General features: G+C 71.8%; 22 protein-coding genes. 12 read left to right on the forward strand and 10 right to left on the reverse strand.

Annotation, left to right across the window (positions count from 1 at the left end; translation table 11 throughout):
* Positions 1–530 precede the first annotated feature (530 nt).
* The 3 genes from ACIBPB_RS32285 to ACIBPB_RS32295 form a co-directional block, all read right to left on the reverse strand.
* Positions 531–1,301 carry a hypothetical protein gene (locus ACIBPB_RS32285; RefSeq protein WP_396843061.1) on the reverse strand — a complete coding sequence of 257 codons (771 nt, stop codon included), beginning with the start codon at positions 1,299–1,301 and terminating at the stop codon, positions 531–533.
* A 46-nt stretch (positions 1,302–1,347) separates the two neighbouring features.
* On the reverse strand, positions 1,348–1,614 hold the full coding sequence (locus ACIBPB_RS32290; RefSeq protein WP_124774544.1) for a hypothetical protein: 267 nt from the start codon (positions 1,612–1,614) through the stop codon (positions 1,348–1,350).
* A gap of 1,239 nt (positions 1,615–2,853) precedes the next feature.
* Positions 2,854–3,531 carry an IS3 family transposase gene (locus ACIBPB_RS32295; protein ID WP_396843062.1) on the reverse strand — a complete coding sequence of 226 codons (678 nt, stop codon included), beginning with the start codon at positions 3,529–3,531 and terminating at the stop codon, positions 2,854–2,856.
* A 131-nt stretch (positions 3,532–3,662) separates the two neighbouring features.
* Between ACIBPB_RS32295 and ACIBPB_RS32300 the strand changes: the two genes are divergently transcribed.
* Positions 3,663–4,040, forward strand: a complete 378-nt coding sequence (locus ACIBPB_RS32300) for a hypothetical protein (protein ID WP_396843063.1) — start codon at positions 3,663–3,665, stop codon at positions 4,038–4,040.
* On the opposite strand, the gene ACIBPB_RS32305 is transcribed toward ACIBPB_RS32300, so the two are convergent.
* The 4 genes from ACIBPB_RS32305 to ACIBPB_RS32320 all read right to left on the reverse strand — a co-directional run bounded on the left by ACIBPB_RS32305 (position 4,033) and on the right by ACIBPB_RS32320 (position 6,407).
* Complete coding sequence (locus ACIBPB_RS32305) at positions 4,033–4,179, reverse strand: DUF2188 domain-containing protein (RefSeq protein ID WP_396843064.1); 147 nt, start codon at positions 4,177–4,179, stop codon at positions 4,033–4,035. The genes ACIBPB_RS32300 and ACIBPB_RS32305 overlap by 8 nt on opposite strands.
* A gap of 90 nt (positions 4,180–4,269) precedes the next feature.
* Positions 4,270–5,085, reverse strand: a complete 816-nt coding sequence (locus ACIBPB_RS32310) for a TrmH family RNA methyltransferase (protein WP_396843097.1) — start codon at positions 5,083–5,085, stop codon at positions 4,270–4,272.
* Between the two features lie 95 nt (positions 5,086–5,180).
* Positions 5,181–5,417 (reverse strand): DUF2188 domain-containing protein, encoded by a 237-nt coding sequence (locus ACIBPB_RS32315; RefSeq protein WP_396843065.1) that lies wholly within the window; start codon positions 5,415–5,417, stop codon positions 5,181–5,183.
* A 294-nt stretch (positions 5,418–5,711) separates the two neighbouring features.
* Positions 5,712–6,407 carry a hypothetical protein gene (locus ACIBPB_RS32320; RefSeq protein ID WP_396843066.1) on the reverse strand — a complete coding sequence of 232 codons (696 nt, stop codon included), beginning with the start codon at positions 6,405–6,407 and terminating at the stop codon, positions 5,712–5,714.
* Positions 6,408–6,532: 125 nt separating this feature from the next.
* Here ACIBPB_RS32320 and ACIBPB_RS32325 point away from each other — a divergent pair, with 125 nt between their 5' ends.
* Both ACIBPB_RS32325 and ACIBPB_RS32330 read left to right on the forward strand, forming a co-directional pair.
* Positions 6,533–7,117, forward strand: a complete 585-nt coding sequence (locus ACIBPB_RS32325) for a DinB family protein (protein ID WP_396843067.1) — start codon at positions 6,533–6,535, stop codon at positions 7,115–7,117.
* A 95-nt stretch (positions 7,118–7,212) separates the two neighbouring features.
* Entirely contained in the window at positions 7,213–7,797 is a 585-nt protein-coding gene (locus ACIBPB_RS32330) for a hypothetical protein (protein ID WP_396843068.1), read from the forward strand.
* A gap of 80 nt (positions 7,798–7,877) precedes the next feature.
* Here the strand turns inward: ACIBPB_RS32330 and ACIBPB_RS32335 are convergent, their stop codons facing one another.
* Positions 7,878–8,612 carry a hypothetical protein gene (locus tag ACIBPB_RS32335; protein ID WP_396843069.1) on the reverse strand — a complete coding sequence of 245 codons (735 nt, stop codon included), beginning with the start codon at positions 8,610–8,612 and terminating at the stop codon, positions 7,878–7,880.
* A 180-nt stretch (positions 8,613–8,792) separates the two neighbouring features.
* Complete coding sequence (locus ACIBPB_RS32340) at positions 8,793–9,914, reverse strand: hypothetical protein (RefSeq protein ID WP_396843070.1); 1,122 nt, start codon at positions 9,912–9,914, stop codon at positions 8,793–8,795.
* Positions 9,915–10,134: 220 nt separating this feature from the next.
* Here ACIBPB_RS32340 and ACIBPB_RS32345 point away from each other — a divergent pair, with 220 nt between their 5' ends.
* Together ACIBPB_RS32345 and ACIBPB_RS32350 are read left to right on the forward strand one after the other, a co-directional pair.
* Positions 10,135–10,635 (forward strand): hypothetical protein, encoded by a 501-nt coding sequence (locus ACIBPB_RS32345; RefSeq protein ID WP_396843071.1) that lies wholly within the window; start codon positions 10,135–10,137, stop codon positions 10,633–10,635.
* A 106-nt stretch (positions 10,636–10,741) separates the two neighbouring features.
* Positions 10,742–11,368: a phosphatase PAP2 family protein gene (locus ACIBPB_RS32350; RefSeq protein WP_396843072.1), complete on the forward strand. Its 627-nt coding sequence runs from the start codon at positions 10,742–10,744 to the stop codon at positions 11,366–11,368.
* A gap of 256 nt (positions 11,369–11,624) precedes the next feature.
* Here ACIBPB_RS32350 and ACIBPB_RS32355 read toward each other — a convergent pair whose 3' ends face one another.
* Positions 11,625–12,338: a prepilin peptidase gene (locus ACIBPB_RS32355; RefSeq protein ID WP_396843098.1), complete on the reverse strand. Its 714-nt coding sequence runs from the start codon at positions 12,336–12,338 to the stop codon at positions 11,625–11,627.
* 654 nt (positions 12,339–12,992) lie between these two features.
* Between ACIBPB_RS32355 and ACIBPB_RS32360 the strand changes: the two genes are divergently transcribed.
* Genes ACIBPB_RS32360 through ACIBPB_RS32390 form a run of 7 tightly spaced genes read left to right on the forward strand, consistent with a single transcriptional unit; the run spans position 12,993 to position 19,270 of the window.
* Positions 12,993–13,559 carry a hypothetical protein gene (locus tag ACIBPB_RS32360; RefSeq protein ID WP_396843073.1) on the forward strand — a complete coding sequence of 189 codons (567 nt, stop codon included), beginning with the start codon at positions 12,993–12,995 and terminating at the stop codon, positions 13,557–13,559.
* Positions 13,553–14,503, forward strand: coding sequence for a hypothetical protein (locus tag ACIBPB_RS32365; protein WP_396843074.1), 951 nt, complete (start codon positions 13,553–13,555; stop codon positions 14,501–14,503). Before ACIBPB_RS32360 ends, ACIBPB_RS32365 begins: the two co-directional genes overlap by 7 nt.
* The gene (locus ACIBPB_RS32370; RefSeq protein ID WP_396843075.1) at positions 14,500–15,156 is read left to right on the forward strand and encodes an SAF domain-containing protein; all 657 of its coding nucleotides are present in this window, start codon (positions 14,500–14,502) and stop codon (positions 15,154–15,156) included. The genes ACIBPB_RS32365 and ACIBPB_RS32370 overlap by 4 nt, the downstream gene beginning before the upstream one ends.
* Complete coding sequence (locus tag ACIBPB_RS32375) at positions 15,156–15,992, forward strand: ParA family protein (RefSeq protein WP_396843076.1); 837 nt, start codon at positions 15,156–15,158, stop codon at positions 15,990–15,992. The genes ACIBPB_RS32370 and ACIBPB_RS32375 overlap by 1 nt, the downstream gene beginning before the upstream one ends.
* The gene (locus ACIBPB_RS32380) at positions 15,982–17,514 is read left to right on the forward strand and encodes a CpaF family protein (RefSeq protein ID WP_396843077.1); all 1,533 of its coding nucleotides are present in this window, start codon (positions 15,982–15,984) and stop codon (positions 17,512–17,514) included. The genes ACIBPB_RS32375 and ACIBPB_RS32380 overlap by 11 nt, the downstream gene beginning before the upstream one ends.
* The gene (locus ACIBPB_RS32385; RefSeq protein WP_396843099.1) at positions 17,472–18,410 is read left to right on the forward strand and encodes a type II secretion system F family protein; all 939 of its coding nucleotides are present in this window, start codon (positions 17,472–17,474) and stop codon (positions 18,408–18,410) included. Before ACIBPB_RS32380 ends, ACIBPB_RS32385 begins: the two co-directional genes overlap by 43 nt.
* Positions 18,410–19,270: a type II secretion system F family protein gene (locus tag ACIBPB_RS32390; RefSeq protein WP_396843100.1), complete on the forward strand. Its 861-nt coding sequence runs from the start codon at positions 18,410–18,412 to the stop codon at positions 19,268–19,270. Before ACIBPB_RS32385 ends, ACIBPB_RS32390 begins: the two co-directional genes overlap by 1 nt.
* The last annotated feature ends 13 nt before the right edge of the window (positions 19,271–19,283 follow it).

Consider the following 19,283-nt stretch of genomic DNA (forward strand, 5'->3'; position numbering starts at 1 on the left):
TCTATCAAGGCGGCCCTTGACGGGCCGCACGCGCCGCCGCCTGGGCGCGCGCCGGCCGCTGCCGCTGTCGCTCTGCGGCCGTCACGCCTGATGCCTGGCGGCTGGCGCGGAGAGCGGGGAAGCCCGGTGGGCCGCCGCAGAACGACAGGCCGTTGAACGGTGTCGGGTGGGTCGGCAGCCGGCCGGGCCGCGCGGCCACGAGCCCGCGCGGCGTAGGGGAGCGGACGCCGGCCGCGCCGGCGGGATGCGGGCGGTCGTGGGGTTGCGGTTAGGGCGCCTCCGGCGGGGGCGCTCCGGCTCCAGGATGGCCGGGGCTCCGTCGGCGGGGCGCGATCCGTGGGTGGTTGCCGTAGGCCATCTCGCCTGCCATCGACCCGGGCAAGCCGAGCAGACCCCCACCCGACCCGCCAGCGTCCGAACCTCTGTCAAGGTCCGCTTGACGTGGCGGGGCCGGGCGGCGGCCCGCTCCCCAAGAGGACGGGCCGATGGCAGACAGGGATGGCAATCCGGGCGGCATCGTTTAATGATCTTCAGTCGTCCGGGAGGGTGTCCAGCAGTTGTGCGGCCACTGCAGGCGGCAAGATGGTTGACCAGATGATTTCCCCGGGTCCCGGTTCGAGCCCTCGCACCCCCTCCGGCTCCGGCAGCCAACTGCTATGGTCGATGCCCGGGATGGCGTTGATGATCACCGCGAATACCCGGGGATCCGCGATGTTCTCGGTCCCGATGAGTAGGTAGGTTTCGCCATCCTCTGCACGGGCTAGAGCGGTCACCTTGTAGCGCTCGAACTCCGCTTGATAGGCGTACCCGTTCTGCAAGGATCGGGCGATCAGTTCGCGAACGATTCGTCGGATTTCATGTTCCCATGCATAGATGTGCTCAAGTTCAAGCCGTTTCCAGTCCCAGGCTTGAGGGAGCCACCGATCTGAGGAACCGTCGCGGTTAGCAGTCGCCGACAGCGATTCATAGAAGTCACTGGGATCACCTTCTCGCCTGTAACCGCCCGCACCTAACCACCAAGGGGCGAGGCGGGATTGTGGCTCGGAGGTCGTTGATTCAGCCTCGGGCAACCGGGTTGCAGCACCGCGCCAGCGACTGACCTTGACCTTGAACCAAACCCGATCCGCTAGGCTCAGAATCCGTTCTACGCCTCCAGCGGCGTGTACTTCGGGGAGGCGCTGCGCCTCTTTGACTAGAGGATGATCCAGTTCCGGGAGGGGCACGCTGATAGCGGGTGTGGACAGCTCAAGGGCGTCAATGCAGACCTTCGTGGGTCGGACAGATTGGGCCTCGCTGCTCATTAGGCAACCTTAATACCCAAATCCGTCCGACACCAGACATGAAAGGTCAGCTTTCCGCAGGCATCCCGCCATACTCGTCAAGCTGGTCAGGCGAGAGGCCAGCGAGCAGTGAGACGGCCGACTTGGGTGATCCGTCGAGCTGGTTTAGGGCTACACGGATGCCGTCGTTGATCTCATTGCGATGCGCTTCGATGTACTCGCGGACTGCTGCGTCTACGACGTCCTTCTTAGCCTTGCCCAGGAAGTGGGCGGCGTGAGAAATGAGCTGGTCAGTTCCAACGTCAACCTTGATGGGAGCGGACGTAGCGGCCATGGGGCCCCCTTCCAGTGGCTAGAGTACCGTAGTACCGAAGTACCCGGCAACACTATGCTCCTAACACCCAACGATACTGTGGGCCGGGGGGTGTGGCTACAGAGATGAGTCACATAGGGTGCCCTGGGAGGCGGTTACGGCTCAGCGCGCGGTGGTGGATGCCTGAGTCGGCGCGAGGCGTCGGCGGCCGACTGTTCGGTGCACCACGACGACATCCCCGATAGGCTGGCGGCCCGGTGGGTGCGTAGCATCGCGCAGCGACCGCCAGCCTATCGGGGATGTCAAGCCGGTTTGGGCAGTAGTAGCCTCCCAAACCGTACGAAAGTTACCCATCGGCGCCGGTCCCGGGGGAGCGCTCATGACCTTTTTGGGCAGCATCAACCAACACGCGCGCAGTTACGCTCGCGCAACGAAGTGACCTGCGCGAGCGTAACTGCCGGTGCGCGCGTAATATCAAAAGGCGCGCCGTGCAGCTAGTGTGACGTCCGTCACGCCCTTCCCTGATCAAGCACGGCCTTTGCACAGGCCGGAGACGCGGACGGACCCGGCCGGACGGAGCGCCCAGAACTTACAAAGCGGGGTCACCGGGCAGGGGCGGCACGTAGGTGACGACGAGGTGCTGCCCTCTACCCGACTCCCGGCCATCACAGCTGCGGCAAGATCAACCATCAGGTTACAGGCCATCGCTCCCACCCCTCCGGAGATAGCTGCGACCACTAGCAGCGCCAGTACGAGCAATGAGACTGCTGTGAACTTCGCGATCTTCATGAGACGTGGACGGCCGGTAGACACCAGCCACCCCTTGCGGGGCGTCGGGAATCGAGTACAGGGCAGCACCTACAGCCCATGATACCGCTCTATGACCATGGGCCTGGTCGCATGAGCTCTAGGCCGTCGCAGCCTGACTACTGGCAATCAGCGACGACCATTGGTGCCCGCGTTTCCCCAGCAACAGGGCGTAGTGGAAGCGACGAGCAGGCGCGGAGCACCTGCTTGCCTGTAGTTGGTGAAGTGAGGGGTGGGCGGAGGGGTCTCTCAGACTCGTACCCAGAACTGCCACTCATCAGGCGCAGGAGGCCACGACGGATCGGGCCGCCAGCCCTGCGGCGGGACCCAGCCTGCGGGCGGGGGCGGCCATTCCGGTGGAACCACGAGCCGCCATTGCTGCACTGGGACAAAATCGTGTCCGGGGCTCTCCGCGGCCGCTTGTTGTGAACCGCCCCGGGTTCTGTGGAGACCTCAGCTGTTGGCTCCAACCACCTCGCGGGGCTGGGGTTGAGCGTAGAACATCGATTCGTATTCGGTCGGTGGGACGTGGCCGGTTGCGGAGTGCAGACGCTGGTTGTTGTACCAGTCGACCCACTCGGCGGTGGCTAGTTCGATCTGGGCGAGGCTGGGCCGGGGACCTCGGGGTTTGATCAGCTCGGTCTTGTAGAGGCCGATGGTGGACTCCATCAACGCGTTGTCCAGGGCATCGCCGACGCTACCGATCGAGGCATCGATACCGGCGTCGAGCAGGTGGGTGGTGAACCGGAACGACGTGTACTGACTGCCCGCATCGCTGTGATGCACCAGGCCCGCCCCGACGGGCTGCCCGGCGCGGTCACGGCGCCACAGGCCCATGTCCAGGGCGGCCAGAACCAGCGAAGTGCGCTTGTTCGTCGCCGCGGACCAACCCACGATCGCCCTGGAGTAGACGTCGACAACGAACGCGACGTAGACCACGCCGGAGAAGGCGGCGACGTGGATGAAGTCCGCTACCCAGCACCGGTTCGGCCGGGCGGCGGCCGGTGCCGGGTCCGATGGTCGCCCCATCGCACCATGATCGCCGGAAGGATGCCTTTCGTGCACCGATTTGGTCGGTTTCATCGACCCGGTGGCGGTGATAGCCGAAAGCGGTTCCGCGAACGCCAGCACGGGGGACACCTGCGTCGAGTGCGACAGGTTGTGTCCGCGTTCCCCCGGCGAGGGCCGCCGGCGGGGGACCGACCCAGATCGGCGGCTGTTGATGCCCGTACCCTGCTTCGATCCTCTGCGAGGATGTGGCTGTGTCTCTCCTCGCACCGACACCGAAGAGGCAGTGCGACCGGGCTGTGAAGCGAGCACGTCGGGAGCTTGCTCGCGGCAGTACCGGACTCTTCTCGTCCGTGTTCTGGTACGGAGCCGTCGATATCGACCGTAAGCATCTCGTCGTCTGGGTCTTACTCGCCGGCTCCCCGTCCGGTCTGCCCGCCTGGTACTTCCCGAGCAAGGCACGCGCCGACCGCGAGTACGACGCGGACCTGCTGGCAGAGATCGAACGCATGCGCGAGACGGTCGTCGCTTGTTTCTCCCGCGAGGGTTGGCCGGATGCTGAGCGCATCGACGTGGGGTTCGACTCCGAGACCCGGGTAACGGACGGCGGCGGGTGGCACTACTTCAAGTAGACATGGCCATCTGCCGGCCCGCCGCCTCCGCCCCGGTCTTCGTGTCGTGCGCCGTGTCGGCGCGCTGGTTGCCCTCCGGACGGTTCTTCCACCGACCATCCTCGTAGTACGTCTCGATGTCGCCCTTCGCCACGTCCATGACCGCCTGGGCTCGCGGGCCCGCCGGGCTTGATTGGCGGCGGCCTGGCCAAGGAGCTGCGACCCCGCTGGGCCCCCACCGCCGCTGCGGCTACCGCTGCTTGGCTCTCTGCCGCGACGCCTCGTACAGCACCACCGTTCCGGCTGCCGCCGCGTTCAACGAGCTGGCGGCGCCGACGATGGGAATGCGGACCATCCGGTCACTGGCCTCCTGCCAGCCGGCACTCAGTCCGTTGGTCTCGTTGCCCACGAGAAGAAGGGTGGGCCCGGTCAGATCATGGTCGGCGACATCCACATCGCCATGCTCATCCGTACCGATGAGCTGAACCTGTGGAAGCCCGCGCGCGCGAACTGCGGCCACCCAGTCGAGCACGTCCCGATGACTGGAGACCCGTACGACCGGGACGGCGAACAGCGATCCCGTGCTGGCGCGGACGGCCTTCGGATCGTAGGGGTCAGCCGCGTGGCCGGTGATGACGACGCCTGAGGCCCCGAAGGCGTCCGCGGAACGGATCAGAGTGCCGATGTTGCCCGGGGTCTTCGGGCGGTCGAAGACCACGACCAGCATCGTCGGCCCGACCGGGATCCGGTCCAGGCTGTCTTCGGGCTGCGCCACCACAGCCAGCAGTTCGGGCGACTCCTCCTCCTTGCCGCCGAGTTCCCGCATCAGCTCCGGCGCGAGAGCTACGCGGGGAGCCGCGGCCCGGTCCAGGAGGTCCCGACACCAGCGGGACAACACCTGCCGGTCCGGATAGAGGAGAGCGCGGATCTCCCACCCCTGCTCCAGGGCCAGGGTGATCGGCCGTACCCCCTGCACCAGGAACTCACCCGACCGCTGGCGCTTGTTGCGGTTGGTCAGCAGCGCCTGCCACTGCTGGAAGCTCGCGTTTCGGGTGGTGATCTTCATGGTCTTCGCCACGCAGACGATTCAACAGCATCCGCCGGGTCGGCAGTGGCGTCCGGAGATCCGGACGCCACCCGCCCGTACCGCTCGCCCGCAGCTCAGCCCTCGATCTCCCGAGGGTCGCGGCTACGCGGGTAGGTGTTCTTCTCGCCGATCGTGCCGTCCTTCTTCTTGATCACGTGCTCGACCTCGCGTTGCACGGCCGTCTGCCGTCCCGCGGCCTCCGCCTCGGCCTTGGTGTCGTGCGTCGTGCTGGCCCGCTGGTTGCCTTCCGGGCGGTTCTTCCACTGTCCGTCCTCGTGGTACGTCTCGATGTCGCCCTTCGCCACGTCCATGACCTCCCGGGTTCGCTTGCTGGGTCATGGATATGTGCCCCGGCCGGATCGGAGGCCAAACGTCCGGAACAGGGCGCGGGGCCACGGGGACGCACATCGATCAATTCTGGGCAGTCACCGCCGCCGATTGCCTGCCCTTCTCCCGCCACGACGTGCTCGCCGACGTGCTGGCCGGCGGGCGGATCAACAACGCCGCAGAAACACGAGGCCGTCGTCGAGTCGCTGGTAACCGGGAGAACAGGAGGGCACGATCACGGCCGAGCAGGCCAGCCGGCTCAGTGACCTGGTCGGCCGTTACGAACGTGGCGGATTCCGAGGTTGAGCTCTGCCGCGAGACGGCGCAGCGGGTGGGTTGCGTCGCTGACCTTCCGCCGGGTCGGCCAGCGTGACGGCCGTGCTCGGGACGTCAAGCTCACCGGCGCCGTCCGGGTGCTCGACCCGGTACCCGTCCGGCGGCCCGGTCGCCGGCCAGTTGCGCCACCGGGCGCCCGTCACGGTCGTGACGGTGCCCGCGTGGTCACCTTCGATGAGCCGTACCCGCACCCCGGGCATATAGGCGGACGAGCCGGCCAGCGGTGGAGTCACCGGATCCCGCCAGGTGGGTCCCGATTGCCTCCCCAGCACCAGCAGTTCGCCGGCCCGCATGTCGTCGGCGTCGGTCTGGACCTGGAATCCGGCCGCTTGCAGGATCTGGGCCAGGGCGGTGAGCATCGCATCGGTCACGACCGAGGCGTGCCGGAGGGCGGGATGCACCTCCGAGCCGTCGGGCCGGTACGCGCCGGCTTGCAGAGCCCGGCTGGCCGCGTCGCGCAGCGCGTCGCTGGACAGCCAGCGGACCCAGACTCCGAGGTCATCCGCGTCGGCCTGGATGGATGCGCCCGACCCGGGGACCTCAGCGGGCTCTGCCGGCAGCACGGGCAGGCCGGCGGCCGTCAACTCGTCCCGCACGGCGCTGGCGAGGGCGTCCGCCCCGATCGGGGAGAGACTCACGCCGTCATGATGCCGGCTGGTCCAGCCGGCGGTGCCACCGGGTCCTGAGACCGGCCCGTCCCGCGTCCACGTCGGACAGCGGAGCCGGATCGCCAGCCGTGGTGGATCCTGGCACGATCTCCGCCATGACGATCTCCGACCCCAAGGCGGACCTGCTGGACTACCTGCGAGGGGCGCGCGGCGCGCTGGTGTGGAAGCTCGACGGGCTCAGCGAGTACGACGTCCGGCGTCCGCTGACGCCCACCGGGACCAACCTGCTGGGGCTGGTCAAGCATCTGGCCCGGGGCGAGTTCGGCTACTTCGGCGAGACCTTCGGACGGCCCAGTGACGCCGTCGTGGCGTGGCCGGAGGACGAGCAGGCGTGGGACGCGTGGGCGCTGCCGAGCGAGTCGCGCGAGTCCATCGTCGCGCTGTACCGCCGGGCCTGGGCGCACGCGGACGCGACCATCGAGGCGCTGCCGCTGGACACGGTCGGCCGGGTGCCGTGGTGGGGCGAGGGCGGCGAGGTGACGCTGCACCAGGTCCTGGTGCACATGACGGCGGAGACGCAGCGTCACGCCGGTCACGCCGACATCGTCCGCGAGCTGATCGACGGCGCGGTCGGCCTGCTCCGTACCTCGACCAACGTGCCGCCGTCGGACGCGGCGACCTGGGCCGCCCACCGCGAGATGGTGGAGCGGAACGCGCGGGAGGCCGCCGGCGACGCGTAGGCCGCGTGCCGTAGGGACCGACAGCCGCGCGTGTTCGTGATAGACCGCCAGGGTGAGCATGACGGGACGCACCACCGCTTCGGACGGAGATGAGCATGCCCGGATCGCGCGCCTTCTGGCTCGACGAGCATTTCGACCGTGAGCACGGCGCGGACGGGCGTGGCCGGTACGACGCCGAGGTGCTGAGGCGTATCGACGAGTTCGCCGACACGTGGGGCGACATCTCACCGGTTGCCTTCGCTGCCACCGCGTGGCGGACGGCCGTCGAGCTGTCCCCTGGCTACGTGCGCTGGCACCGGCGGATCAGCTCCGCGACCTGCGCGCCGAGCCGGTGGGACGGGGGCATGATCTGTTCCGTGTCGGTCATCTCCCGGTGGCCGGCGGAACTGACCTGGACCAAGCAGTGGCAGCGTGACCGCGGTTGGCGGGACTGGCCGCAGTTGTTCGGCCAGTACACGACCCCGTCGGACCAGGATCTGACGCGCAGCCCGCACCTCAGGGCGGGGTTGCAGGTGGACGCGCCGGTCCCCCTCGATGATCTGCCGCCGGCTCCCGACGGCCCGGACGCGTCGGTGGTGCCCGCGGCGCGCCGGGCCGTCACGGTGCTGGTGCGGGAGCTCAACGACCTGCTCACCCCGATGATCGGCCAACTGGAAGCCGGCGTACCCGCAGACTCCTGAGCGGGCAGGCACGCACTCCTACCGACCTGTCGGGCAGGCCCCGGGGGCCCCACCGGACGCTCGCGCGCGGGCCTCCCCCGCTAGGGAACCGTCGTGGCGTTCAGCCGCAACGCGTAATCCAGGTCGTCGCCCGCGTCCAGGATCCGGCTGGCGCCGAGGGCGAGGAAGGCGAATCCGAGGAACCACATGCCGTAAAAGAATGGCAGCGTGGTCGACAGCGGCGGGTTCTCGGTAAGGCTGCCGAGAGTGGCAATGCCCGTCATTAGCGCTCCGGCGGATGCCGCCATGAGCACAGCCAACAACATGGCACTCACGGCCGACCGCAGCCCCGCCGTTCTCGTCAGAGTTGCGTATACCAGCAGGATGACCACGAGAGCAGCGCCCGCCAGCGACCAGCCGGTGGCGTACGTCAGATAGGGCTTGCCGGTCACCAGATCCCACTGGTATTCCGTGGTGTAGATCTGCGATTTCAGCATTCCGTCGAACATCGACTGCCGGCCACCGAACGTGCCCCACAGCATGTCGGACAGCCGCGCGAGCAGGTAAGCCGCAGCCAGCAGCAGGGCCGAAAAGAGGGCCAACCGCACGCTCGCCCGCTGGGACACTGTGGTCCACGCGCGGATAGCTTGACTGGCCCGGGACACCTCTCGAGCGCGCTTGCGAAGGAACTCCCGCCAGCCGAGGACGAAAGTCACCAGCACCAGAAGGACGTACGTCCAACTAGGTGCGTGTGTGGTGACGATACCGCACTCAATCACATCGTCGAACTGCTTGAAGTAATCGGTCCAGTCGTCGAACCTGCATTCCGGGCCCATGGTCGGGAGGTTAGGTTAGCGCACAGGACATCGATAACGACCGAACAGTCAATACCCTGCCGCTAAAGCGGCCTTTCTGCCGGGCGAGCCGCATTGTCAGCGGTGCCGAGTCCGATCGGGCGCTTCGTACTGGTGATCATGACGGCTGAGAGCGCGGTCCAGGTCCCGCGAGCCGGAACGCTAGCCGCGCTGCCACCAGCGCCGCTTCGCCGCCGGGGCGGGCGCCGGGGCCGGGGCGGGCGCCGGGGCCGGGGCGGGCGCCGGGGCCGCTTCCGCTTCCTCGTCCTCGTCGTCCTGCGCCGCGCGGGCCAGCACCGCGGTCGCCAGCGCCCGATCGGCGGCCTGGCAGCCGGGCGTGATCAGCATCAGCTGCGCCAGCGACTCCTCGATGGTGACCAGCCGCTCGGCCGCCACGGCCGCGTCGAGCCGGGCCCGGACCAGTTGGTGGACCTCGGCCCGCAGGTCCGGCTCCCGGTACGCGGCGGTGACGAGCGCGAACAGCGCCGCGTCGGCGACCCAGTCCTCGACGCCGAACGCCAGGTCGACCAGCACCTCCCGCCGGGTCGAGGTCGACCACGGCTCGTCGGCGGCGTGGTGCAGGATGCCGAGGCACACCCACGGCTGCATGAGCCGGTACCAGTAGGTCGGCGTCGACGTGGCCAGGTGCTGCCAGCGCGGGGTGTCCGGTGGGCCGGGCAGGTGGGCGAGGAGCCCGAGCAGGTCGGCCAGGGGCAGCTCACCGAGCGGGGCGGCCTGCACGTACCCGGAGAGCGGCGACGGCCACGGCTCCCCCGCGACCTCGTGCAGCAGCCGGACGGCGGCGGTCGACGGTGCCGGCACGGCGGGCACCGGTTCCGTGCCGTCGTACCGCCAGACCGCGTACCGGCCGCGCCGGACCGGCGTCCGGATGTCCGGGGCCGGGAACTCGGCGATGCCGATCTCGACCGGCCCCATGACCCGGCGGCAGGCGGTCATGGCGCTGGCCGGCTCGGCCGCGGACACCCCGAAGCCGCTGATCTCGAGCTGCTCGCCCTGCGCCCGGCGACCGCCGATCTCGTTGGCAACGTTGATGATCGCCTCAATCGGCATCGGCACCCAGTTGAGCCAGGGCCGCTTCGCCGAGGCCAGGGCGAAAACCACGTCCGTCATCCCGCACGGGTGCGGATCGTCCTGGACGGCGACCAGGTCGGCCACGTCGCCGGAGGCCCGGAAACGCGCGGCGTGCCGGGCGGCGTCGCGGTGTGGGAAGCGGGGATCGTCAGTCATCTGCCGCAGGTCGGCATCGGCGTCGCCGGAGAACATGGCGGGGAGCGTAACAATCTTGACCGTCCACCCGGAGCCCCGTCGAGCGGCGGCGTCCCTCCACTCCGGACCGACCGGGCGGAGACGCCGCCGGGGTCGCCCGGCGGGTCCGGTGACCGGCCGGCGACACACCGCTGACCGGTCCCGTTCTTGATCCGGCCGGGTACGCCGTTCACCCTGGTACGACCAGGGGAAACCGGCGCGACCCCGGAGGTGGGCGATGACGGGTAGGCGGGAGACCGTGGAGGTCGACCCGGTGGTGTTCCGTGCGGTCTACGACTCGCCCGCCGCGCTGCCCGGCCGGCACCGCTGGATGACCCCCGAATCGGACGTACGCCGGCTGGAGAAGCTGCTGAACGTGCCGGCGCGCAGCATCGGCGCGCCGCTCTGGGTCAGCGGCGACGAACCGGACTGCGCCAAGTGCGGCCGCCGGGTCAACTGGTACGACATCGTCTCGTCCGCGCTGCACGGGGTGCACGACCGGGCGATGATCGCGCGGGTGATCCTCGGTGAGCGCAAGTACGTCAACACCGAGGTGCCCGACGCCATCCCCGGCGTGCACTGCGCCGACTGCCGTACCCCGATCACCGGCCTGCGCAGCTTCAAGTGCCACAACTGGGCGTACGCCTTCGAGGCGCTGGAGGAGATCGTGCAGCGGATGTCCGGGCCGGCCGGCCAGCCCGCCCCGCGCCTGCCGTCGGACCCGCCGGCCGCGCCGTGACCCGGCGCCCGCTGCCCTGTGAGGTCGCTGAGACCTTGGGGGCCGGGCGTCGATTCCCCTGCCACCCTCCCGGTGCACGGAGTATGAACGGGAGGTGGGGGCGAAAATGAACGAGACCGTGGCTACCGCCGTTCCGGACCTCAGCACCGACCTGTACCGGGACGTCGTCGAGTTCGCCGACGGCACGCCAGAGCCGGTCCACTGGTTCGCGATCCACTTCACCGAGGGCGCGATCGTGCTGCTCGGTGTGCTGCTGGTGCTGGCGGCGCTGACCCGGCTGGTCGGTGGTGACGTCCGGGACCGGGCGCTCGCCCTGGCCGCGCCGGTGACGGTGGTACTGGCGTACGGCGCCAGCGAAGGGCTGAAGAGCCTGGTCGCCGAGGACCGGCCGTGCCGCAGCCCGGCCGGCCTGATGATCGTCGCGGGCCACTGCCCGGCCGTCGGCGACTGGTCGTTCCCCAGCAACCACGCCACCATCGCAGGCGCGCTGGCCGCCACCACGCTGCTGCTGCACCGCCGGTACGGCCTGCTGGCCGTCCCGCTGGCCGTGCTCGCCGCGCTCTCCCGCGTCTTCGTCGGCGTGCACTACCCGCACGACGTGGCCGCCGGCCTGCTGCTCGGTGCCCTGCTCGGCACCGTGCTCACCCCGCTGGCGGCCCGGCCGCTGGCCGAGGTGCTCGGCCGCCTCTTCCCGCGCCCCGCGCCCACCCTCGCCCCACCGGCCCGCCGCTGACCCGCCCGGCCCAACCCGAGGCTGGCCGTCCGCCACGTCAGCGCGACGAGATGCGGCGACCGGGGCCTTCCCGGCGCGGGGAAGCCCCGACCTGCCGCATCTCAGGTCACCCGCCGGCCCGCGGCGAGGACGCCAGGCCGAGGACGCCAGGCCGCGCGGACGCCAGGCCGAGGACCCCGGAGCCGCGCGGACGCCGGACCCAGGACCCCGGTCCGAGAACCCCGGGCCGAGGACCCCCGGCCGCGCGGGGCGCGGGTCAGGTGGTGGTGAGCACGAGCGTGGCGGCGGTGGCGGCGATGAGGAACGGGCCGAACGGCAGGTGACTGGACCAGCGGACCCGCCGGGCCGCCAGCAGCGCCAGCCCGGCCAGGGCGGAGAGGGCGAGGCCGAGGACCAGCCCGGCGAGCAGCACCGGCCAGCCGTGCCAGCCGAGCAGCACGCCGGCCCCGAGCGCCAGCTTGGCGTCGCCCAGGCCGAAGCCGCGCCGGCCGAGCAGCAGGGTGGTCGCCGCGAACCCGGCGCCGAGCACGAGGCCGGCCGCGGTGGCCCGCAGCCACGGCGCCGGTCCGGGCCCGGTGAGCGCGGCCAGCCCGAGCAGCGCCCAGGCGCCGGCCACCGCCGGCCAGGTGAGGCGGTCGGGGAGCCGGTGCACCGCGGCGTCGACCAGGGCCAGCGGGATCGCCCAGGCGAGCCACCAGGCCAGCGCCGCCCGCACCGGCAGCGACCCGCCGCTCAGCGCGAGCACCGCCACCGCGCCGGCCAGGCCCAACTCCACCAGGCCGGGCCCCGCGCCGACTCGGGCGCCGCAGGCCGGGCAGCGCGCCGCCGGCCCGAGCGCCGGCAGTGGCCGGTCCAGGCCGATCGGCGCGGCGCAGCGATCGCACCCCGCCCGGTCCGGCGACCCCGGGGGTACGGCGTACCGGGCGACCGCCAGCCGGAGCAGCGGCACGATCGTGAGGGCGGCGAGCAGGCGTACCCAGGGACGGTCCGGGCTGGCCGCCCGGCGTGGCCGGCCGACCCGTTCGGCTGTCACGCGGCCCCGCCCGGATGGTCGCGCACCGTTCCATGGTGGAGCACGGAGAGTGATTTCATCCGCGCCCGGATGTGACGCCCGGGACGTGGAACGGGCCATCGACCGACGCATCCACGAACATCAACCTCGGCGGTCGGGCAGCCCGGGCCGACCTCGGCGGTGGCGGGACAGATCGGACCAGAGGCGTCGTTGTCCCCCATACCTCCGCCGGCCCACCCGGGCCCGGTCCGGCGGATTCCCGCCCAGGGTGCGGCCACTCCTGCCGCCACATCGGCCGGCCCGCCGACCCGACCCGCCGTCCCGAGGTGCACGGCCCACCACCACCTGTCATCACCGAGAGTGTTCGCTTGAATTGCCTCTGTTGCATCGGCGGACGTGAGCCTATGCTCGCCCCTTGGGTACGACGCAACCCCCCGATCAATTCGCGTCGGAGACCGAGTGGAGACGACCTTTCCCCATTAGCTGAAGATCCGTACAGGTAAATGCAGCGGTAGCCGGAAGAGGCCCGGACGGAGACATCCGGGCGCGGTTCCGCCTGCCCGGAGCACGCCCCCGCGGCCGCTCCGGGTCGCCATCGAGGAGGGCGCGGCATTGCGTACATGGCATTCCCGCCGATGGGCAAGCTGCCTGCTCAGCCTGGGCGTGCTGAGCGCAGGCGCCGGTTGCGGGGGCGAGCCGGAGGCGGCTTCCCCGCCGTTGACCGGCGCCGACAACACTCCCGTCGCGCATTCCGTGGCGGACCAGGAAGCCGCCGGGAAAGCGGCACTCGCCGCCTATTCCGGCTACCTGGCCGCCTCCCGTGCGGCGAACGCACGCAGTGATCCCGGTCATCCCGCCCTGACCCGATTCCTGGCGGATCCGCTCCTCACGAAGGTCCAGGTGACAATTCGCGAGGCGAAGCGGCACGGCGCGATCCGGACCGGGACACTGCGCTCCGACCCCACCGTCGTCTCCGTCGACCTGACCGCCCAGCCGCCCACCGTGCAGATCCAGGACTGCCTGGACGCCACCGGCTACCGCCTCGTCTACGCCAGGAACAACCGGGTCGTCCCCGGTACTCGCGGCGGGCGTTACCTGGCCACGGCCACGGCGACCCGCTACCCCGACGGCCGGTGGCTGATCAGCGCCGGCACGGCGCACCAGGACCAACCGTGCTGACCTGGGGAGGAAGGGGTGTCCCGGCCCGCCCGACCCGGGCCGGGACGCCCCGCCGGCTGCTGCTCGCCGGCGGCCTGGCGGTCCTGCTGGCCCTGGCCGGCAGCCCCGTCCGGGCCGCCGACGCCGGCGGCGACTGCCCGCCCGACCAGACCGACTGCAACGTCTGGGACGACGACCCGGGCGTGCCGGGCAAGCCCGGCGGGGGCGGCGACCCCGGTGGCGGTGATTCCGGCTCCGGCTCCGGCTCCGGCGGGAAGTGCCAGTGGGACGGCCGGGTCGTCCCCTGCTACGACGATTACCTGGGCTGGTTCAACAACGGCGACGGCTGCTACTACAAGCTCGCCAGTCCCCAGCCGCCCGCGCCGGAGGGCAGCACGTGGTACGTCCGGACCTGCAACGGCGGTACCGCCGGCGACCAGGTCAACGTGCTGCTGGACACCCCGCCGTCCGGGTTCGGCACCCCGCCCGACCCGGAGGAGCTGGCCCGCCGGGCGCTCGCCTCGATCAGCCTGCTGCCGCCCCGGATCGCCGTCGCGCCCCGGCGGAGCAAGGGACCGGGCCTGGTCGGCCTGCCGGTCTGGATGTGGGCCAGCCCTGGGCGGTCCTACTTCGGGCCGCTCACCGCCTCCGCCTCGGACCGCGGGCTCACCGTCGAGATCACCGCGCGGGTCACCCGGATCGTCTGGTCGATGGGCGACGGCACCGAGGTCACCTGCACCGGACCCGGCACCCCCTACACCGCGAGCGGCCCGCGCGCCGGGCAGCCCTCCCCGGACTGCGGCTACGACAGCGGCTACGGCAGCGCCGACACCTACCGGGTCGGCGCCACCACGTTCTGGACGGTGCACTGGTCCGGCGGGGGCGAGAGCGGCGACATCGCCCAGACCCGGGTCAGCGGAACGATCCCGGTGCAGATCAACGAGCTTCAGGTGGTGACCGGATGAGTGTGGCGACCCGGAACGGGACTCCGATGGAGGTGCCGGTGGCGCCACCCCGGGTGGTCCGCCAGCGGCGGATCCGCCCCGGCCTGCTCGGCCTGGCGGTGCTGCTCATCGCGCTCGGCGGGCTCGGCTCGGCCTTCGCGGTCACCTCGGTCCGCTCCACCGGCAGCTACCTGGCGGTGGCCCGCCCGGTCGACGTGGGCCACCAGCTCAGCACCGACGACCTGGTCACGGTGCGGGTCTCCGGCGGCCGGGAGCTGCGCCCGGTCCCGGCCAGCCGGCTCAAGGAGGTGCTGGGCCTGCGGGCCGCGGTCCGGCTCACCCCCGGCACCCTGCTCACCCCCAACCAGCTCACCGACACCCCGCTGCTCGGCCCCGACCAGCAGCAGATCGCGTTGGGCCTGGACCGCAGCCAGGTGCCCGCCCGCCGGCTGCACCCCGGCGACAAGCTGCTGCTGGTGAGCACCCCGGACCGCAGCGCCGGCGGCGCGGCCGGCAACGGTGGCACCCGGTTCCCGGCCGTCGTGATCGACGCCGTCGAGCAGGACAACAGCGACGTGGTGGTCTACCTGGCGCTGGCCGTCCGGGACGTGCCGGCCGTGGTGGCGCTGGGCTCGGCCAACCGGGTGGCGCTCGTGCTCACCGAGGCGGCCTGATGGCGATCATCGCCCTGGTCTCGGCGAAGGGCTCGCCCGGCGTCACCACCGCCGCGCTGGCCGCCGCGCTGAGCTGGCACCGGCGGCTGGTGCTGGCCGAGTGCGACCCGGCCGGCGGCTCGATCCTCGCCGGCTACCTGGGCGGGGCGCTGGACGGCCCCCGGGGCCTCGGCGAGCTGGCCGTCGGGGAGTTGCGCGACGGCAACCTGGACACCGCCTTCTGGTCGCAGCTGGTCGACCTGGACGCGCCGAAGCGGGAACGGCTGCTGCTGCCCGGCGTGGTCGATCCCGCCCAGGCCGGCAGCGTGATCCCGCTCTGGCAGCGGTTCGCCGACTACTTCACCGGGCTGGAGAACGGCGTCCCGCCGTACGACGTGCTGGTCGACTGCGGCCGGTTGCTGGTCCCCGGTCCACCGTGGCCGCTGCTCCGGGCCGCCGCGGTGGTGCTCCTGGTCACCCGCGCGCACCTGCCCGACCTCTCGGCCACCCGGGCCACCGTCCGGGCCATCGAGCGGGACCTCACCGAACACCGGGTCCCCCCGGGCACGCTGCGCCTGCTGGTGGTCGGCGACGGGCACAGCACCAGCGAGATCAGCAAGTCGCTGGGGCTACCGGTGATCGCCCGGCTGCCGCACGACCCGCGTACCGCCGAGGTGCTCAGCCTCGGCGGCACGGTCCGCGCCGGACGGCCGCTGATGCGCGCGGCCGGCGGGCTGGAGGTGCCGATCCGGGCGCTGCTGGACCGGCGGCGGGCCCGGCTGGCCTGGCCGCGCATGACGCCGCCGCCGCCGGCGGTCACCGCCGCGAGCGGGGCGGAGGTGCCCGGTGCGGTTTGAGCCGGTCAACCACGACCCGCGGCAGCAGCCCGCCCTGACGTCCACCGTGCCACCGCTGGTGGCCCCGCCGAACGGCCGGCACCCCGGCCCGTCCCCGGTGTCCTTCCCGCCACCGGCGGTCGCCCCGCCGCCCCGCCCCCGGGTCGACTTCGCCGTGGTGCGCGAGCTGCGCCGGGAACTCAGCGAGCGGCTCACCCACTGGCAGCGCGGCCGGGAGTTCGACGCCGACGCCGAGGAGGTCGAGCGGGCGCGGCTGGCGGTCGCGGTGGTCTCCGCGCACGCGGACTCGGTGCGCCGGTCCGGCACCCCGATGGCCGCCGACGAGGAGCGCCTGCTGCTCGACCAGGTGACCGCTGAGCTGGTCGGCCTGGGCCGGCTCCAGACGCTGCTGGTCGACGACACCATCGAGGAGGTGCACATCCTCGGCTGCGACCAGGTGCGGATCACCCGGCACGGCGGTGGCGTCGACTGGGCCGAACCGATCGCCGACAGCGACGACGAGCTGGTGGAGATCCTCCAGGCGGCGGCCCGCCGGGCGGGCGCCACCGAGCGTTCCCTCTCCACCTCCAAGCCCACGCTCGACCTGCAACTGCCCGACGGCAGCCGGCTCGCCGCGGTGTTCCTGGTCAGCCACCGCCCGTATGCCGTGATCCGCAAGCACAACACACTCGCGGTGAGCCTGGAGGACATCGCCGGTGGCCGGCCCGACCTGGACGAGATGATCGACCCGCTGCTGCGCGACTTCCTCCGCGCGGCCATGCGGACCGGGCTCAACATCATGGTGGCCGGGTTGGCCGGCGCCGGAAAGACGACCATCATCCGGGCGCTGATGGACGAGATCCCCGCCGACGAGCCGTACGTGCTGCTGGAGGAGAGCCGCGAGCTGCTGCCGGCCCGGCGCGGGCACAAGCACCGGGCGGTGATGAGCTTCGAGGCCCGGGAGGGGCACGGCGAGCGCGGGCTGGACGGCCGGCCCGCCGGCGAGGTCAGCATCGCCGACCTGATCCCCGTCTCGCTGCGGATGGGCGTGCTGCGGATCATCGTCGGCGAGGTCCGCTCCCGGGAGATCGTGCCGATGCTCCAGGCCATGACCACCAGCCGCGGGTCGATGTGCACCATCCACGCCCGTACCCCGGCCGGGGTGAGCGAACGGATCATCGAGCTGGCCCTCGCCCACGGCCGGGAGATGACCGTCGACCAGGCCCGCCGGATGGCGGGCAACGCGCTGGACCTCATCGTCTACGTCACCGTCGAGGACGAGACCGCGATCGGCGGGCGCAAGGAACGCTTCGTCTCGCACGTCGAGGAGGTCGTCGGCGTCGGCGAGGGCAACCGGATGACCACCACCACGATCTTCGGCCCCGGGCCGGACGGCCGGGCCGTCCCCCGGCACCTGCCCGAACGGATCCGCGACCAGCTCCTGCGGGTCGGCTACGACGCCCGGCTGCTGACCCGCTTCATCGAGGCCGGCACCGGCGCCTGGCGCCGCCCCCGGCACACCCGGCTGGGAGGACGGCGATGACCACGATCGAGCTGATCGCCCTCTTCTCCGGTGCGGCGGGCGTGGCCGGGCTGGTGCTGGTCGTGGTCGCCCTGGTCGGCACCCGCCGGCCGGCCGGGCCGCGACCGGGCGCCGGGCCAGGGCTGCGCCGGCTCTGGACCGGTTCGGGCGCCGGCCGCCGGGAGCGGCGCCGGTACCAACTGCTGCTCGGCGCGGCGGTGGTGGCCGGCGCGCTGGCCTTTCTGCTGACCGGGCTGCCGGTGGTGGGCCTGGTGGTGGCGCTGGCGGTGCCCGGTGTGCCGTGGCTCTTCGCGGTCGGCCGGGCCGAGCAACGGACCATCGCCCGGGTCGAGGCGGTCGGCGAATGGACCCGCCGGCTGAAGGACATCTCCGGCACCGGGCAGGGCCTCCAGCAGGCCATCATCGGCACCATCGCCACCGCGCCGGAGGAGATCCAGGAGGAGGTACGCACCCTGGCGGCCCGCCTCCAGGCCGGCTGGCTGGCGAAGTCCGCCCTGCTCGCCTTCGCCGACGAGATCGCCGACCCGGTCTGCGACCAGGTGGTCGCCGCGCTGATCCTGCACCTCACCGACCGCGGTGAGCGCCTCGGCGACGTGCTCGGTTCGATCGCCGCCGCCGCGTCCGCCGAGGTGGCCACCCGCCGGGAGGTCGAGGCCAAGCGCACCCAACCCCGGTTCGCGGTCCGCTTCCTCACCGGAATGACCCTGGCCACCCTGGCGTACGGCCTGGTCAACAGCGACTACATCCGGCCGTACGGGACGGTCGTGGGCCAACTGGTGATGGCGGTGCTCGGCGCGGCCTTCATCGGGCTGCTCGCCTGGGTCCGGTCGATGAGCCAACCGCCCCGGCCGGCGCGGTTCCTGCCCACCCCCGACCTGGAGGAGGCGATCGCGTGATCGTCAACTGGCAGCTCGCCGTCGCCGTGCTGGGCGGTGCCGCCGTGGGGCTCGGCCTCTTCCTCGTGGTCAGCGAGGCGCTGCCGGCCACCCCGGCGCTCGGCCCGGCGCTGCGCCGGCTGCACCAGCCGGCCGGTCGGGCCGGCGCGGCCGGCGCCGGACCGGACTGGCTGGGCGGGTTCTCCCGCTGGCTGCGCCCGCCGCACCGGCAGCTCGCCCTGCTCGACCGCACCCCCGAGCAGTACGCCCTGTCGGTGCTGCTCTCCACGCTGGTCGGGTTCGCCACGCCGGCCCTGGCCTCGGCGCTGCTCTTCCTCGGCGGGCTGGCCCTGCCGCTGGCCGTACCGGTGCTGGGCAGCCTGGGGTTCGCCCTGGTCGCCGGCCTGCTCGCGCACCGCGCCGTGCTGGCCCGGGCGGACGCCGCGCGGGACGAGTTCCGCCAGGCGGTCTGCACCTACCTGGACCTGGTGGCGTTGCAGCTCTCCGCCGCGCACGGGCCGGTGCAGTCGCTGGAGCGGGCGGCGGCGGTCTGCGACGGCTGGGTCTTCGACCGGATCCGGGAGGCGCTGCGGATCGCCCAGCTCCAGATGCACTCGCCCTGGGACGAGTTGCAGGAGCTGGCCGACCGGATCGGCATCCCGGAACTCGGCGACGTGGGCGCGATCATGCGCTCCTCCGGCAGCGAGGGCGCCCAGGTGCACGAGACGCTGCGCAGCCGCGCCGACTCGCTGCGGGACCAGATCCGCACCGACAACCTGGCCCGGGCCGAGGGGGTGACCAGCCGGCTGGACATCCCCGGTTCGCTGCTGGTCTTCGTCCTGCTCGGCTTCGCCGTCTATCCGTTCATCGCCCGGCTGTGAACCAACCCGAGAA

Origin of the sequence: Micromonospora sp. NPDC049836, from assembly GCF_044465125.1 — a bacterium.
Classification (GTDB): domain Bacteria; phylum Actinomycetota; class Actinomycetes; order Mycobacteriales; family Micromonosporaceae; genus Micromonospora.

Excerpts from the sequence above, each read along its gene's own strand:
- ACIBPB_RS32285 (WP_396843061.1), bottom strand. The coding sequence starts at position 1,301 with ATGAGCAGCGAGGCCCAATCTGTCCGACCCACGAAGGTCTGCATTGAC.
- ACIBPB_RS32290 (WP_124774544.1), bottom strand. The coding sequence starts at position 1,614 with ATGGCCGCTACGTCCGCTCCCATCAAGGTTGACGTTGGAACTGACCAG.
- ACIBPB_RS32305 (WP_396843064.1), bottom strand. The coding sequence starts at position 4,179 with ATGGACGTGGCGAAGGGCGACATCGAGACGTACTACGAGGATGGTCGG.
- ACIBPB_RS32310 (WP_396843097.1), bottom strand. The coding sequence starts at position 5,085 with ATGAAGATCACCACCCGAAACGCGAGCTTCCAGCAGTGGCAGGCGCTG.
- ACIBPB_RS32315 (WP_396843065.1), bottom strand. The coding sequence starts at position 5,417 with ATGGACGTGGCGAAGGGCGACATCGAGACGTACCACGAGGACGGACAG.
- ACIBPB_RS32325 (WP_396843067.1), top strand. The coding sequence starts at position 6,533 with ATGACGATCTCCGACCCCAAGGCGGACCTGCTGGACTACCTGCGAGGG.
- ACIBPB_RS32330 (WP_396843068.1), top strand. The coding sequence starts at position 7,213 with ATGCCCGGATCGCGCGCCTTCTGGCTCGACGAGCATTTCGACCGTGAG.
- ACIBPB_RS32335 (WP_396843069.1), bottom strand. The coding sequence starts at position 8,612 with ATGGGCCCGGAATGCAGGTTCGACGACTGGACCGATTACTTCAAGCAG.
- ACIBPB_RS32340 (WP_396843070.1), bottom strand. The coding sequence starts at position 9,914 with ATGTTCTCCGGCGACGCCGATGCCGACCTGCGGCAGATGACTGACGAT.
- ACIBPB_RS32345 (WP_396843071.1), top strand. The coding sequence starts at position 10,135 with ATGACGGGTAGGCGGGAGACCGTGGAGGTCGACCCGGTGGTGTTCCGT.
- ACIBPB_RS32350 (WP_396843072.1), top strand. The coding sequence starts at position 10,742 with ATGAACGAGACCGTGGCTACCGCCGTTCCGGACCTCAGCACCGACCTG.
- ACIBPB_RS32370 (WP_396843075.1), top strand. The coding sequence starts at position 14,500 with ATGAGTGTGGCGACCCGGAACGGGACTCCGATGGAGGTGCCGGTGGCG.
- ACIBPB_RS32375 (WP_396843076.1), top strand. The coding sequence starts at position 15,156 with ATGGCGATCATCGCCCTGGTCTCGGCGAAGGGCTCGCCCGGCGTCACC.